Source organism: Anaerotruncus massiliensis (ex Togo et al. 2026), assembly GCF_900199635.1.
In the GTDB taxonomy this organism is placed as follows: Bacteria; Bacillota; Clostridia; order Oscillospirales; family Ruminococcaceae; genus Anaerotruncus; species Anaerotruncus massiliensis.
Genome location: NZ_LT962687.1, coordinates 2983692 through 2997628 on the forward strand (window position 1 = coordinate 2983692; position 13937 = coordinate 2997628).

At 63.1% G+C, this 13937-nt stretch carries 12 protein-coding genes; 4 read left to right on the forward strand and 8 right to left on the reverse strand.

The annotated features are described in order from the left end of the window. Positions 1-89: 89 nt before the first annotated feature. Positions 90-2825, reverse strand: coding sequence for a preprotein translocase subunit SecA (gene secA / locus C1A13_RS14370; protein WP_101553113.1), 2736 nt, complete (start codon positions 2823-2825; stop codon positions 90-92). A gap of 342 nt (positions 2826-3167) precedes the next feature. Between secA and C1A13_RS14375 the strand changes: the two genes are divergently transcribed. Together C1A13_RS14375 and C1A13_RS14380 are read left to right on the forward strand one after the other, a co-directional pair. Further along, positions 3168-3860, forward strand: a complete 693-nt coding sequence (locus tag C1A13_RS14375) for an iron-sulfur cluster assembly scaffold protein (protein WP_101553114.1) — start codon at positions 3168-3170, stop codon at positions 3858-3860. Between the two features lie 21 nt (positions 3861-3881). Continuing rightward, positions 3882-4880: a GGGtGRT protein gene (locus C1A13_RS14380; protein ID WP_101553115.1), complete on the forward strand. Its 999-nt coding sequence runs from the start codon at positions 3882-3884 to the stop codon at positions 4878-4880. A 58-nt stretch (positions 4881-4938) separates the two neighbouring features. On the opposite strand, the gene C1A13_RS14385 is transcribed toward C1A13_RS14380, so the two are convergent. Together C1A13_RS14385 and C1A13_RS14390 are read right to left on the reverse strand one after the other, a co-directional pair. After that, a complete protein-coding gene (locus C1A13_RS14385; protein WP_101553299.1) occupies positions 4939-6111 on the reverse strand; it encodes an NAD(P)-dependent malic enzyme in 1173 nt (390 codons plus the stop codon). Positions 6112-6136: 25 nt separating this feature from the next. Continuing rightward, positions 6137-6859 carry a FadR/GntR family transcriptional regulator gene (locus C1A13_RS14390; RefSeq protein WP_172439305.1) on the reverse strand — a complete coding sequence of 241 codons (723 nt, stop codon included), beginning with the start codon at positions 6857-6859 and terminating at the stop codon, positions 6137-6139. A 158-nt stretch (positions 6860-7017) separates the two neighbouring features. On the opposite strand from C1A13_RS14390, the gene C1A13_RS14395 reads away from it, so the two are divergent. After that, on the forward strand, positions 7018-7701 hold the full coding sequence (locus C1A13_RS14395; protein ID WP_101553117.1) for a FadR/GntR family transcriptional regulator: 684 nt from the start codon (positions 7018-7020) through the stop codon (positions 7699-7701). Between the two features lie 30 nt (positions 7702-7731). On the opposite strand, the gene C1A13_RS14400 is transcribed toward C1A13_RS14395, so the two are convergent. The 5 genes from C1A13_RS14400 to C1A13_RS14420 all read right to left on the reverse strand — a co-directional run bounded on the left by C1A13_RS14400 (position 7732) and on the right by C1A13_RS14420 (position 12737). After that, entirely contained in the window at positions 7732-9018 is a 1287-nt protein-coding gene (locus C1A13_RS14400; protein ID WP_101553118.1) for a TRAP transporter large permease, read from the reverse strand. Between the two features lies 1 nt (position 9019). After that, the gene (locus tag C1A13_RS14405) at positions 9020-9496 is read right to left on the reverse strand and encodes a TRAP transporter small permease (RefSeq protein ID WP_101553119.1); all 477 of its coding nucleotides are present in this window, start codon (positions 9494-9496) and stop codon (positions 9020-9022) included. A 110-nt stretch (positions 9497-9606) separates the two neighbouring features. Beyond that, positions 9607-10659 (reverse strand): TRAP transporter substrate-binding protein, encoded by a 1053-nt coding sequence (locus C1A13_RS14410; protein WP_101553120.1) that lies wholly within the window; start codon positions 10657-10659, stop codon positions 9607-9609. Between the two features lie 48 nt (positions 10660-10707). Continuing rightward, entirely contained in the window at positions 10708-11823 is a 1116-nt protein-coding gene (locus C1A13_RS14415) for an Ldh family oxidoreductase (RefSeq protein WP_101553121.1), read from the reverse strand. A 5-nt stretch (positions 11824-11828) separates the two neighbouring features. After that, a complete protein-coding gene (locus tag C1A13_RS14420; protein WP_101553122.1) occupies positions 11829-12737 on the reverse strand; it encodes a dihydrodipicolinate synthase family protein in 909 nt (302 codons plus the stop codon). A gap of 244 nt (positions 12738-12981) precedes the next feature. Between C1A13_RS14420 and dapA the strand changes: the two genes are divergently transcribed. Continuing rightward, the gene (gene dapA / locus C1A13_RS14425; protein WP_101553123.1) at positions 12982-13899 is read left to right on the forward strand and encodes a 4-hydroxy-tetrahydrodipicolinate synthase; all 918 of its coding nucleotides are present in this window, start codon (positions 12982-12984) and stop codon (positions 13897-13899) included. Positions 13900-13937: the final 38 nt, after the last annotated feature.

The window sequence follows — 13937 nt, forward strand, 5'->3', positions numbered from 1 at the left end:
TGAATCAAACGTTTTGGCGCCGCTTTTTCAAAAGCGGCAAAAAGGAAGGGCCGCCCGCCGGGCGGCCCCTCGTTTTTTCGTCTCTTTTGTCACTCGTCGCGGCCGCAGCACTTTTTGTACTTTTTTCCGCTGCCGCAGGGGCAGGGATCGTTGCGTCCGACCTTTTTGACCGAGCGGGGCTTGTTCTGGATGGTGCCGTCGCTGCCGAAGCCCTCCTGCGCGGGCTTGGCGACCTGCTCGCGCTTGGGCTCCTGGTTGGTGCGCAGCTGAATGGTAAACATCAGCTTGACGGTGTCCTCGCGGATCGACTCGATCATCGCGTCGAACATGTCGAAGCCCTCGATGCGGTACTCGACGACCGGGTCCTTCTGGGCGTAGGAGCGCAGGTACATGCCGCGCTTGAGCTCCTCCATGTCGTCGATGTGCTGCATCCACTTGGTGTCGACGTTGCGCAGCAGCACGACGCGCTCGACCTCGCGCATAATCGGGGAGGTGAACTGCTCCTCGCGCGCGGCGTAGAGCTTTTCCGCGCGCTCCCTGAGCTGCCGCTTGATCTCGCCGTCGGTAATCTCGCCGAGCTGTTCGGTGGTGTAGCGCAGGTCGTCGTGGGTGGTGAGCCAGCCCATGAAGTAGTCGCGAAGGCCCTCGAGGTTCCAGTTGTCGTGGACCTCCTTGTCGACGAGGTAGCGGTCGACGACCGAATCGATCGTCTCGGTGATCATATTCCTGATGATGCCGCTGATGTCCTCGCCGTCGAGCACCTTGTCGCGCTGGGAGTAGATCACCTCGCGCTGGCGGTTCATGACGTCGTCAAACTGGAGGACGTTTTTGCGGATGCCGAAGTTGCGGGTCTCGACCTTCGACTGGGCGGACTCGATCGAGTTGGAGAGGATCTTCGCCTCGATGGGCATGTCGTCCTCCGCGCCGATCATGTTCATCATGTTCTGGATGCGCTCGCCGCCGAAGAGGCGCATGAGGTCGTCCTCGAGCGAGATGAAGAAGCGCGTTTCGCCCGGGTCGCCCTGGCGGCCGGAACGGCCGCGCAGCTGGTTGTCGATACGGCGGGACTCGTGGCGCTCGGTGCCGATGATGAAGAGGCCGCCCGCCTCCCGGACCTTCTCCGCCTCGACGGAGATCTCCGCCCGGTACTGGTCCATCTTCTCGCGGAAGAGCCTGCGGGCCGCGAGAATTTCCTCGTTGTGGGTGTCGGCAAAGCCGGTGGCCTCGTTGATCGTCTCCTCGTCGTAGCCCTCGCGGCGCAGATCCGCCTTGGCGAGGTACTCGGCGTTACCGCCGAGCATGATGTCGGTGCCGCGCCCGGCCATGTTGGTGGCGATCGTCACCGCGCCATACTTACCGGCCTGCGCGACGATCTCCGCCTCCTTGTCGTGGTACTTCGCGTTGAGCACCTCATGCCTGATGCCGCGGCGCTTCAGCATCTGCGAAAGCAGCTCGGACTTCTCGATCGAAATGGTGCCGACCAGCACCGGCTGGCCCTTTTCGTGGCACTCGACGATGTTCTCGATGACCGCTTGGAACTTCGCGGTCTCGGTCTTGTAGACGACGTCGGGGTGGTCGTGGCGCTGGATGGGCTTGTTGGTCGGGATCTCGACGACGTCGAGCTTGTAGATCTCCATAAACTCGTCCGCCTCGGTGAGGGCGGTACCGGTCATACCGGCGAGCTTATCGTACATGCGGAAGAAGTTCTGGAAGGTGATCGTGGCGAGCGTCTTGCTCTCCCGCTCGACCTTCACGCCCTCCTTGGCCTCGATGGCCTGGTGCAGGCCCTCGTTGTAGCGGCGGCCGAGCATGAGGCGGCCGGTGAACTCGTCGACGATGATGACCTCGCCGTCCTTGACGACGTAGTCGACGTCCCGCTGCATGATGCCGTGGGCCTTGATCGCCTGGTTGATGTGGTGCTGGATCTGCATGTTGTCGCCGTCGGTAAGATTGTCCAGCCCGAAGTATTCCTCCGCCTTCTTGACGCCCGAGGCGGTCAGCGTGGCGGTCTTGGCCTTCTCGTCGACGATGTAGTCGCCGTCGACGTCGTCGTGCTCCTCCTTGGAGTCCGCCTCGGCCACGCGGTAGCATTTGAGGGTGTTCGCGAAGCGGTCGGCCTTCTCATAGAGGTCGGTGGACTTGTCGCCCTGGCCCGAGATGATGAGCGGGGTGCGCGCCTCGTCGATGAGGATCGAGTCGACCTCGTCGACGATCGCGTAATTGTGCCCTCGCTGGACCTTGTCCGTCTTGTAGATGACCATGTTGTCGCGCAGGTAGTCGAAGCCGAACTCGTTGTTGGTGCCGTAGGTGATGTCGCAGCCGTAGGCCTCCCGCCGCTCGGCGGTGGTGAGCCCGTGGACGATCAGCCCGACCGTGAGGCCGAGGAAGCGGTAGACCTTACCCATCCATTCGGAGTCGCGCTTGGCCAGGTAGTCGTTGACCGTGACGATGTGCACGCCCTTGCCGGTCAGCGCGTTCAGATAGGCGGGCAGGGTGGCGACGAGGGTCTTGCCCTCGCCGGTCTTCATCTCCGCGATGCGGCCCTGGTGGAGGATGATGCCGCCGATGACCTGCACGGGAAAGTGCCGCATGCCGAGCACGCGGTCGGACGCCTCGCGGCAGGTTGCGAAGGCGTCGGGCAGCACGCTGTCGAGCGGCTCGCCCTGCGCGAGGCGCTCCCGCAGCTTGGGCGTCATCGCCTTGAGCTCGTCGTCGCTCATGGCGCGGTAGGTTTCCTCCAGTTCAAGCACCTTCTGCTGAAGGGGCAGGACACGTTTGATCTCCCTGCTGGAATAGGTCCCGAAGACCTTGTTTAAAATACCCATTTTGTCACCTCATAGTCTGATACGCGCGGACCCTCCCATGCCGTTTCAAAAAGCCGCGGCTGGCTGGAAATGCGTATACTTTAACTTGTACATTTTACTCCCGCCCGCCGTCAAAGTCAACCTCGTTTTCCCGCTTGCGGCGGCGGTTTGGGGCCTCTCCACAGAGGGAGGAGGACGGGCGGGCGCATCTCTGCTTATTATAACCAAAAAAAATCCAAAAATTAGGCCTATTTTGTTTTGCAACCGTGAACAAAAGCTGAACAATCCCCTTGATAAAGCCTTGACAAACTAATATAATAAAGATTGGACAACCCCAGTAAACAAACCGAAAGGAGTACCGATATGAACTATTCTCATGAAGTGGAGAGAATGTGCGTTCTCGCCAAAGGACCCAAGCACGGTCCCGCGCCCATTCCCGAAGAGGGCAAATGGGTAAAGGCCTACGAGATCAAGGATATCTCCGGACTCACACACGGCGTGGGCTGGTGCGCGCCGCAGCAGGGCGCCTGCAAGCTCACCCTCAACATCAAAAACGGGATTATCGAGGAGGCGCTCGTCGAGACGCTGGGCTGCTCCGGCATGACCCATTCGGCCGCGATGGCGGGCGAGATCCTCCCCGGCAAGACCATCCTGGAAGCCCTCAACACCGACCTCGTCTGCGACGCGATCAACGTGGCGATGCGGGAGCTCTTCCTCCAGATCGTCTACGGCCGTAGCCAGACCGCCTTCTCCGAGGGCGGGCTCCCGATCGGCGCGGGCCTCGAGGACCTCGGCAAGGGCCTCCGTTCCCAGGTCGGCACCATCTTCTCCACCAACGCCAAGGGCGTGCGCTACCTTGAGCTGGCGGAGGGCTATATCCTCTCGGTCGCAGTCGACAACAACAATGAGGCCATCGGCTACAAGTTCGTCAAGGTCGGCAAGATGCTCGAGGACATCCGCCACGGCGTGGACCCCAAGGAGGCGTTCGAGAAGAATATCGGCACCTACGGCCGCTACGCCGACGCCCCCAAATACATCGACCCGCGTGAAGAATAAGAGGAGAGGGAGGTAACACACATGGCAAAGTTTGAAGGACAGGAGAGAAGGATGCCCAAAATCAGCGCTTGTCTCGCTGAGTACGGCATGTCTTCCCTTGAAGATGCAAGAGAGATCTGCCTTGCCAAAGGCATTGACGTGGAAAAGATCGTCAAGGGCGTGCAGCCCATCGCGTTCGAGAACGCCGTCTGGGCCTACACCCTCGGCACCGCCGTCGCCATCAAGAAGGACTGCAAAAAGGCCGCGGACGCCTCCGAGGCGATCGGCATCGGCCTGCAGGCGTTCTGCGTGCCCGGCTCGGTCGCGGAGACCCGCGCCGTCGGCCTCGGCCACGGAAACCTCGGCGCCATGCTGCTGCGCGACGAAACCAAATGCTTCTGCTTTTTGGCCGGCCACGAGTCGTTCGCCGCGGCGGAGGGCGCGATCGGCATCGCCCGCAACGCCAACAAGGCCCGCAAGGAGCCGCTGCGCGTCATCCTCAACGGACTGGGCAAGGACGCCGCCTATATCATTTCCAGAATCAACGGTTTTACCTATGTGGAAACCGATTATGATTTCGCCACCAGCGAGCTCAAGGTGATCGGCGAGACCGCCTATTCCGACGGCGAGCGCTCCAAGGTCAAGGTCTACGGCGCCAACGACGTGCTTGAGGGCGTGGCCATCATGAAGCACGAGAAGGTCGATGTCTCGATCACCGGCAACTCCACCAACCCGACCCGCTTCCAGCACCTGGTCGCGGGCACCTATAAGAAATGGTCCTATGAGAATAACGTCAAGTACTTCTCGGTGGCCTCGGGCGGCGGCACCGGCCGCACCCTGCACCCCGACAACATGGCGGCCGGCCCGGCTTCCTACGGCCTCACCGACTCGATGGGCCGCATGCACGGCGACGCGCAGTTCGCCGGAAGCTCCTCCGTCCCCGCGCACGTCGAGATGATGGGCCTCATCGGCATGGGCAACAACCCCATGGTCGGCGCGACCGTCGCGTGCGCCGTCGCCGTCGAGGAATCCTTCAAGTAAGGTTTTACTCTTATAAAAAGGCCATGCGGGCTTTGCCCGCATGGCCCTTTTCCTTTTTTCAGATGCGCGCCGCGCCGCACGCCCGCGCGGCTTCGGCGACCGCCGCGGCGACCGTCTTCCCGACCCGCGGGTCGAACGCCCGGGGCAGCAGGTAGTCCCCGCAAAGCTCCCCGCCGGACACGAGCCCCGCGATCGCGTAGGAGGCGGCGGTGAGCATTTCATCGGTGATCTCCCGCGCGCGCACGTCGAGCGCGCCCCGGAAGATGCCGGGGAAGGCGAGGACGTTGTTGATCTGGTTGGGGTAGTCCGACCGTCCGGTCCCGACCACCCGCGCGCCGCCCGCGAGGGCCTCCTCGGGCAAAATCTCGGGGACGGGGTTCGCCATCGCGAAGACGGCCGCGTCTTTCGCCATCGCGGAGACCATCTCCGCCGTGACGAGCTTTGGGCCCGACACGCCGATGAAGACGTCCGCGCCCCGCAGCGCGTCGGCGAGCGTCCCTGTCCGGCGGCCGCGGTTGGTGAGCGCCGCCATCCGCGCGTGGGCGGGGCTCAACCCCTCCATTCCCTCGCAGAGAATGCCCGCCCGGTCGCAGAGAATGACCTCCCCGACGCCGAGCGCCCTCAGGCGCAGGGCGATCGCGGTGCCCGCCGCGCCCGCACCGTTGATGACGGCGGTGACCGCCTCCATCCGCTTGCCGACCAGCTTGAGGGCGTTGATCATGGCGGCGGAGACGACGACCGCCGTGCCGTGCTGGTCGTCGTGGAAGACGGGGACGTCGCACAGCTCCCGGAGCCTGCGCTCCACCTCGAAGCAGCGGGGCGCGGCGATGTCCTCAAGGTTGATGCCGCCGAAGCTCCCCGAGATGAGGTGGATGGTGCGCACCAGCTCGTCGACGTCCTTTGTGCCGACGCAGAGCGGGAAGGCGTCCACCCCCGCGAACTCCTTGAAGAGGACGCATTTCCCCTCCATAACCGGCATGCCCGCCTCGGGCCCGATGTCCCCGAGCCCGAGCACCGCCGACCCGTCGGTGACGACCGCCACAAGGTTCCAGCGGCGGGGGAGCTCGAACGATTTCGCCGGGTCCTCCCGGATGGCGAGGCAGGGCTCCGCCACGCCGGGCGTGTACGCCAGCGAGAGGTCCTCGCTTGTCTGCACCCGCACGCGGGAAGTGACCTCCAGCTTGCCCCGCCATTCGGCGTGTTTTTCCAGGGCTTCTTGTCTGTAATCCATCGTATCCCCCATTTTGATCCTCCGGTCAACCGGGCGTCCGCGGCGGGCGGGGACCCTCCGTCCCCAGCTCGTCGCACACCGCCTCGATGTCCCGCATGATTTCATAGATATGCTCCCGCATCGTCTTGACCCCGCCCACGACGTCCCGGTCACGGAAGGCCTGTACGATTCTTTCGTGGGGCTCGATCGCGTTTTTATAGGTCCGGGTCTGTTTGGTGCGGTATTTGTTGATGATCCCCTGCATCTCCCGGTTGATGTTGATCAGCAGCTTGTTGCGGCTGCAATCCATGATATAGGAGTGGAACCGGGAGTCGGCCTCGATCATCCCGGCCACGTCGCCGGACTTTACCGCCGCCGCGAACCGCTCGTGGAGGCGTTCGAGCGCCTGGGTCTCCTGCCCGGTCGCATGGGAGATCGCCAGCCGCACCGCGAGCGGCTCCATCGCGAGGCGCACCTCAATATAGTCCATGAAGCTGATGTCCGGTTCGTCCACCCATTTCTGCACCTCGGGGGAGAGCTCGTTCTTCTTGAGGATGAAGGAGCCCTTGCCCGAGCGGATGTCCAAAAACCGGCGCGCCTGCAAGATCCGCAGCGCCTCGCGCACGCAGGTCCTGCTCACCTGCAGCATCCCGCAGAGCTGCTGCTCCGACGGCAGCTTGTCCCCAATCTGGTACTCGTCCGACTGAATCAGTTCCTTAATGCTCTCCACCGTCAGGTCGGTGATCGAGGTATACCGTACCGGTTCCATAATCCGTCCTCCCGTCGCGCTCACTGGTTGTCTGGAACCAGTATAGCACATATTTCCGACGGCCGTAAACGCCCGGCTGCCGATCTATTGATTTTACGGCCCCGCGCCGATATAATAGGTGCAGAGGGCGTGTCCGCCCGGCCGAAAGGAGCCCGCCTATGCAGCCGATCGCCAGAATCTCTTCCACCGACCACGCGGTCAACCACATCCGGGACAGCATCCTGTCCGGGGCATACCGCAGGGGGGACAAGCTCCCCGCCGAAATGGAGCTGTGCGAGCTGCTCCACGTCGGGCGTTCGACCGTGCGGGAGGCGCTGCGCGTCCTGCAGGCGATGGGGCTCGTCGAAATCCGACACGGCAAGGGCGCGTTCGTCACCGACCGGGAAAACGCCGTGACCCCTGAGATGTGGTTCCAAAAGTACAACTACAAGGTCGCCGACATCATGCAGGTGCGCCTGCCCATCGAGCAGATGGCGGTGCGGCTCGCGGCGATCAACATGCAGGAGAAGGAGCTCTCCCACCTGCAGGAGATCCAGGATTCCTTCCGCCGCGCAGTCGAGGAAAACAACGTCAACCAGATGACGCTGGCCGACGAGTATTTTCACGGCGCGATCATCGAGGGGACCCACAACCCGCTGCTGATCTCCTTCAACGCGAATCTGACCGAGGCGATGCGGGAATACCGCCTGCACTCCTTCTCGGTGCCGGGCAACCCCGGGCACGCCGTCGGGCCGCACGAGGACATCCTCTCCGCGCTGCGGCTCCACAACCCCGAGCTCGCGGCCGCCTACATGGTCACCCACATCCAGAGCTCCCTCTCCGATATGCAGCGCATCCTTTGAACCGCCGGGGAAACCCCGGCGGTTTTTCCGTCAGCCCATCAGCAGGTTGGGCAGGAAGGTGATGATCTGCGGGAAGAAGGAGAGCAGCAGGATGACGATAAGCAGCGGCGGCAAAAAGGGCAGCACCGCCTTGACCATCCGTTCGAGCGGGATGTCCCCCACCTTGCAGAGGACAAAGAGCACCATGCCGAAGGGGGGCGTCAGCAGGCCGACCATCAGCGTGATGATCATGATAATCCCGAAGGCTAGCGGGTCGATCCCCGAATTCACCAGCACCGGCAGGAAGACGGGCGCCAAAATCGTGATCGACGCGAGGTTTTCCATGAAGCAGCCCACCACCAGCAAAAACGCCACAAGCAGCAGGGTGATGACGTAGGGGTTGGTTGACACCTGTGCGATGGCGGAGGCGAGGTGCTCGGCGATCTTCGAGCGGGTGATCATGTAGCCGTAGAGGGAGGCGCAGAAGCAGATCATCATGATCGTGCCGGAATCCCGCAGCGTCTCCCACAGAACCGACTTGAGGGTTTTAAAATCGACCTCCTTGTAGACGAACACGGTCAGCACCGTCGCGTAGACCGCCGCGATCGCCGCCGCCTCGGTCGGCGTGAAGACGCCCGAGAGGATGCCGCCGATGATGATGACCGGCGTCAGCAGGGAGAGGAAGGCGCGGCGGAAGGTCCGCCACACGACCGAGATGCGGAATCGCTCCCCCTTGGGGAAGTGGTGCCGGACCGCGTAGATTTCCACGTAGATCATCATCGCGATCGCCATCAGGATGCCCGGCACGATGCCCGCGATCAGCAGCGCGCCGATCGAGCAGCCGGTCATCAGGCCGTAGATGACCAGCGGAATGCTCGGCGGGATGATCGGGCCGATCGTCGACGAGACGCCGGTGACCGCGAAGGTGAAGTCGTCCTCGTAGCCCGCCTCGCGCATCGCCTTGATCTCGATCGCGCCGAGGCCCGCCGCGTCGGAGGTGGCCGTGCCCGTCATGCCCGCAAAGATCACGCTGGCGATGATGTTCACATGCCCGAGCCCGCCCCGCAGCCAGCCCACCGTCGATTTGGCGAAGTCGAAGATGCGGGAGGTGATGTTCCCCGTGTTCATGATCTTCCCCGCGTAGAGGAAGAGGGGGATGGAGAGCAGCAGGAAGTTATTGAGCCCGTAGACCGATTTCTGCGCGATGACCTCGGGGCGGAAGGCGCCGAGCCCGCGCTCCAGAATCATCAGGATGGCGGCCGAGCCGCCCATCGAGATCGCCACGGGGATGCCGATCAGAAACGCCGCGATGAGGATGACCAGGTACCAGATTCCCATCTTATTCCCCCTCCTTTTCCGGTCCGCCGCCCCGCAGCTCCCGGAGGAGCGCCAGGACAATGCTCACGAGCGCGCCGCCGCTGCCGACGATGGCCGCGACGTAGAGCCAGCCGTTGCTCAGCCACTCCATCGTGGAAAACCTGGTCGGCCAGACCGACACGGCCATCTTGACCGCTCCCGCTAAAATAACCGCGAAAAAGGCCGCCATAAAGAGCGATATGAGGCAGTCCAGGACCTTGCGCGCCCTGCCCCGGAGCTTGGCGCGGAAGGTGTCGATGACGATGAGCTCGTTTTCGCGCACGGCCACGACCACCCCCCAGAAGCAGAGGAAGATGAAGAGCAGCCGGCTCATCTCCTCCGTCCACGGGACGCTCACCCTGAGGATAAAGCGGCAGACGACCTGCAGGATCACCACCGCCACCATCGCGGTAAAGATGAGGATTCCGGCCGCGTCGAACAGCTTTTTGACCTGTTTCAATCCGTTCCCTCCTTCAAACCGGTTTTGTCCGGGCCGGCGGGCCCGGAGAGAACCCAATCAGCCCGGTGCCTCGCGCACCGGGCTGCTGCGTTCCCGGATTTTCCGTTTCCTCAGTAGGCGGCGATCTCCTCCGCCGTCGTGACCGGCCACTTCTCCGCGTAGAACTTGTCCATCGCGGGCTTCACCTTGTCCAGGTAGGGCTGCAGGTCGGTCATCTCACAGAAGGTGACGCCCGCGTCCTCGCACTGGGCCCGCAGTTCGTCTTCCATCTCCTCGCCGAGCGCCGTGGCGTACTCGGTGGCTTCGGCCGCCGCCTCGTTGATCATCGTCCGGTAGGCCTCGGGCAGGCCGTTATAGAATTCGGCGTTCATCTGCCACATCGAGATGGAATAGTAGTACTTCGACAGGGTGATGTAGTCCTGCACCTCATAGAGCTTGTTGGTGACCAACTGGTCGAAAGGACCCTCCGAAGCGTTCACGACGCCCATCTGGAGCGAGGTGAAGAGCTCGGGCAGCGCGATCGGAACGCAGGTCGCGCCCAGCGCGCCGAAGGTGTCCATGAAGAGCGCCGACTCGGGGGTGCGGATGGTGAGCTTGGCGATGTCGTCGACGCTTTCGATCGGCGTGTTGGAGGTGATGTGCCGGTAGCCGCGGCCCATCACGCCGAGGGTGTAGAGGTTGTGGCTGTCGAGCATCTCCTTGCGCATCGCGTCGCCCAGCTCGCCGTTCCACACCGCCATGAAGTGGTCCTTGTCGCGGAAGACGAAGGGGGAGTCGAAGAAGGAGTATTCTGGCGTGAAGATCGAGATCGGCAGGGTGCCGAACGCCGCCATGTCGATCTCCCCGAGCTTGAGCGCCTCGGCCTGCTCCTTTTCTCCGCCCGTCGAGCCGCTGGCGTAGACGTTGAGCGTGATTTTTCCGCCGCTCTTTTCGCCGAGGAGTTCGCCGAATTTGTCGATCCCCTTGAGGATCGCGGTGCCCGGCTCGAAGATGCTCGCCACATGGATTGTCACCTCCGGCAGGTCCGCCGTGTCCGCGGCGGCTCCCGACGGGGCGGCCGTCTCCGGCGCCGCGCTCTGGGCGGGCGCCGCGCTCTCCCCGCATCCCGCCGCCAGGGCCAGGATCATCGCGGAAGCCAGCAGTACGCTCATCAACTTTTTCATAGTTACCTCCTGTTCCTTGTTGGTCCCCAACTTGTGTCGGTGTCTGTTTTATCCTTCCGGCGCCTCCTGCGGCACCGGGATCAGATAGGTTTCCGGCGGGAGGCCCAGCTCCCGGCAAAGGGCGGTGATCTCCTCGAGCGTCTTGTCGTTGAGATAGATGCCGCGGCGGAGGTTTTCCTCACAGGCGAGCATCTCCTTCTGCCCGTGGGTGTAGACGCAGGGCGCGCCCTGCGCCGTTTGGGACTCCCGCAGCTTATTCAGGTAGGCGGAAAGGCGGCGTTCGGTCTCCTCCCGGTCGCCGAACATCCCGTAGTCGACCGCCAGGAAAAAGTGGCTGCACCGGTCGCAGTCGAACCGCTTGCGGATTTCGTCGCTCGTCACGCCGCCCGCCAAAATACCCGTCATGATCTCGACGATCATGCCGAAGCCGTAGCCCTTGTGGCTGCCGAACTGCTCCCGCGCCCCGCCGAGCGGCAGGATGCCGCCCCCCTGCTTTTTGCCGATATCGTCCAGTACCCGCCGGGGGAGGGTGCTCGTTTTCCCCTCCGAATCCATCGCCCAGTCGGCCGGGATCTCCAGGCCCTTTTTCGCGTAGACCTCCACCTTGCCGCGCGGGACGACGGTCGTCGCCGCGTCGAAGAGGAAGGGATAGGGCTCGGCGGGCATCCCGACCGCGATGGGGTTGGTGCCGAGCAGCGCCTGCCGGCCGTTCGTGGGGATCATGATCGCCTCGGTGTTGGTCATCGAGACGCCCAGCAGGTGTTCCCGCGCGATCATCCGCGCGTAGTAGCCCGCGATGCCGTAGTGGTTGGAGTTTTTGACGCACACGATCCCGACGCCTGTTTTTTTGGCCTTTTCAATTGCAAGCCGGGTCGCCATCATGGCGGCCACCTGCCCGATGTATTCGTGCGCGTCAATGAGCGCGGAAACGGGCGTCTCCCGGACGACCTCCGGCTTTCTGTCCCGCTTGATCCGCCCGATCCTGGTGATGCCGTTTGTGTAGAGGGTCATCCGCTGGCACCCGTGCGACTCGATGCCGAAGAGGTCGGCCGTCAAAAGCACGTCGGTGATCTCCCGCGCCTCCTCCTCCGAGTAGCCGTACCGCCGGAACACCGTCTCGGAAAGCGCCTTCATCCCCTCGTAGGAAAAACGGTTGTCCGCCATCTGCTTCACTCTCCTTTGTCCGCGCTTACGGTCTCCAGAAATCCGCCCTCTTCCAGCGCGCCTCGGATGCGCCGCTTTTCCTCCTCGCCCATGTGGCAGATCGGCCCGCGCGGCCAGCCCGCGTCGCGGCCCATGAGACGTAGCGCGTATTTGATGCGGATGGGGAACTGGCTGCCCGCGATCGCCTGCCAGGTGAAGTACATGCGGTTTTGCAGCTCGAGCGCGTGTTCCCGCCGGCCCTCCTTGAAATCCTTCCACATCTCCACGCAGAGCTCGGGAAAAACGGTCAAAATTGCCGAGATCGCGCCGTCCGCCCCCAGCTCGTAGGTCGAGCAGAGCATGTCGTCGGTCGCGCTGAACACCTTGCCGCGCTTCCCGTTGACCATCTTCATCTCGTAGAAGGCCATGATGCCGCCGACGCTCTGCTTGATTCCGACGACGTTTTCGATCTCCAGCAGCTTCCCAAAGAGGGGGGCGGTGATCGTGTTCTGAGGCACGACGTTGTAGATCACGATCGGGAGCCCCACCCTGTCGGATATTTCCCGGTAAAAGTTGTAATTTCCCTCGTCGTCCGGGACGAGCACGTTATAGGAGACGGGGGTGACCATCAGCGCGTTGGCGCCCGCCTCCTTCGCCGCGAGCCCGGCGCTGACGGCGGCGGGGGTGCTGTTGCGGATGACGCCCGCGATCACCGGAATCTCCGGATCCTCCGCGCGGATGAGGCGGACGAGCTCCGCCAGCTCGCCGTCGGTGAGGGCCGCGCCCTCTCCGGTGCTGCCGCCCGGGCTGATCCCGTCCACGCCCGCGTCCAAGAGGCGGCGGATCTCCCCCTTGGCGCGCGCGGCATCGAGCCGCCCCGCCTCGTCAAAGGGGGTGACCAGCGGCGCGATAATCCCTTCGATTGCCTTGACCATGCAACGGCCTCCTTTGCAATTCGGTAATATTGTCTGATCTCAAATACAGAATAACGGCTTTGCAGTTAATTGTCAATCTTTTTTCTCTTTATTTTATATTTTTATGGAATACTAACAATAATAAGCATAAGATTTTGTCCGGATACGCGCATTTAAAAGCGGTCTCACCTGTTGACATTCCGCGGGTTCCGGTTTATAATTTCTTTGTCATCAGACAATCATATCAAAAGAGGGAGGCCCATCCATGAACCTGCGCGAAACATACGGCAAGATCCTGCTGCCCCTCGTGACCCCCTACGGCGAAAACGAGGAGATCGACTACGGGCGCTACGCCGAATTGATCGAATACCTCATCCAAAACGACCTCTGCGACAGCTTCATCGTCACCGGCACCACCGGCGAGGCGAGCCTCTGCACCTTCGACGAGCGCGTCAGGCTCATGGAGACCGCCGTCAAAACGGTCGCGGGCCGCAAGCCGGTCATCGCCGGCACCGGCTGCGCCTCCACCAAGGAGACGGTCGCGCTGACCCGGAGGGCCGAGGCGCTCGGCATCGATACGATGCTCGTCGTCTGCCCCTTCTACAACAAGCCCACCCAGGAGGGGATCTACCGCCACTACCGGGCGGTGGCCGAGTCCACCAGGGCAAAAATCATCCTCTACAACATCCCGATTTTTGTCGGCGTCAACCTGGAGGCCGAGACGGTCGGGCGGCTCGCCGCCATCCCCAACATCATCGGCGTCAAGGACGAGGCGGGCGTGAATCCGACCCAGGTCACCGACTACTTCCTCGCGACGCAATCGGCCGATCCCGACTTTCTCATCTATAACGGCGACGACGTGATGCTGCTGCCCACCATCGTGCAGGGCGCGATGGGCATCGTCTCGGGCGGCGCGCACATCTTCGGGCATGAGATCCGCGCGATCTTTGAGGCCTTCGCGAAGGGGGAAAACGAAAAGGCGCGCGAATGCTTCCTTCCGCTCTACCGCTTCTGCAAGGCCTGCGGCCAGAACGGCCGCATCCTTCCCAACTCGATCATGCGTCCGGCCATCGAGCTCGTGACCGGCGTCAGGGTCGGCCCGGCGCGGGGCCCGCTCGCGCCCATTACCGACGCCGAGCAGGCCGTCCTGAAGGACGCCCTGCACAAGGCCGGCAAGCTCTGAAAACGCCTGTTCCCCCAAAACGGCAGACGCCGGCCCGC